This is a genomic window from Gilvimarinus gilvus (assembly GCF_030518155.1).
Taxonomy (GTDB): Bacteria; Pseudomonadota; Gammaproteobacteria; order Pseudomonadales; family Cellvibrionaceae; genus Gilvimarinus; species Gilvimarinus gilvus.
Genome location: NZ_JAULRU010000465.1, coordinates 1 through 976 on the forward strand (window position 1 = coordinate 1; position 976 = coordinate 976).

Sequence of the window (976 nt, forward strand, 5' to 3'; positions counted from 1 at the left end):
CATGTACATGGCTGCCCGTAAATAGGCATTCCCGCTTTTGCCGAGCCGACCAGGTTTATCAATGCTTGTTCCAGACTGTGTCTGTCGAACATCAAGGCCAGCATGACGAGCGACCTGAGAGGACTTGAGCGTTTCGGGCAGCGTGGTCAGCTCAGCCAGGGCGGCCAGCGCCGAGACCTCTCCAATCCCAGGGCCTGCGAGGAGTTGCTCGTACTGTCGAGTTAGCCTTGGACACTGGGCGATTAACTCGCGCCCTGCCTTACGAAAGCGCTCGATTCGATTACTTAGTGAAGCAATCTCTTCTTCTTGATCCTCGATCAACATCGAGGCAGTCGTGGCGGTCGCCTGCAATGCATGCAGCTCGTTCTTCGCCCTGATACGGTGTCCCACCAAACGATTGATGTGCCGGCCAAGGCCTCTGAGTTCAAGCTGTACAGTGCTTGGAGGTGTCCACAAACGCGGGGTCATACGCTCCCCGTACTCGGACAGCAGCTGAGCATCTATTGCGTCAGTCTTGCTGTTCACCAGCATCAGTTTGGCGAAGTTGTGGAAGCTCTTGGGGTTGATCACGGAAACAGGTAGGTCAGCAGCGTGCAGCTCAATGGCCAAGTCCAGGTAATAGATCCCGGTCGCCTCCATCACGATCGACGTAGGCTTGAGCGCCTGCAGCTTTTTCACCGCAGCCTTGCGACCGGCAGGGGTTTGAGCGATATCCCACTGACCGGCAGTGCGGCCATCTTTACGCACCCCAACGACCGAAGTCCGTGAGCCGATATCGAGGCCAACCCAGACACTCATTCTTCCCTCTCCCAAGCGAATTAGGTAACAATGGCCTCCGGTTCCCCGACCTCGAACTTCATGCCGCTGCAACCTTGTAATGCGAAGTCCGACTTGTCGGCTTCTCGATACTCTTCGTGGTGGGCAATGAGGCGGGGGCCTCTCTACGTACAAGGTCAGGGGCAAACCCTGCCTTCAG

The 976-nt window shown here is 56.9% G+C and carries 1 protein-coding gene; it reads right to left on the reverse strand.

Translation table 11 applies throughout. The features are described 5' to 3' along the window. Nucleotides 1–798: IS110 family RNA-guided transposase (locus QWI17_RS08900; RefSeq protein WP_302722163.1), on the reverse strand; the 798-nt coding region annotated here is incomplete at its 3' end. Between the last annotated feature and the right edge of the window lie 178 nt (nucleotides 799–976).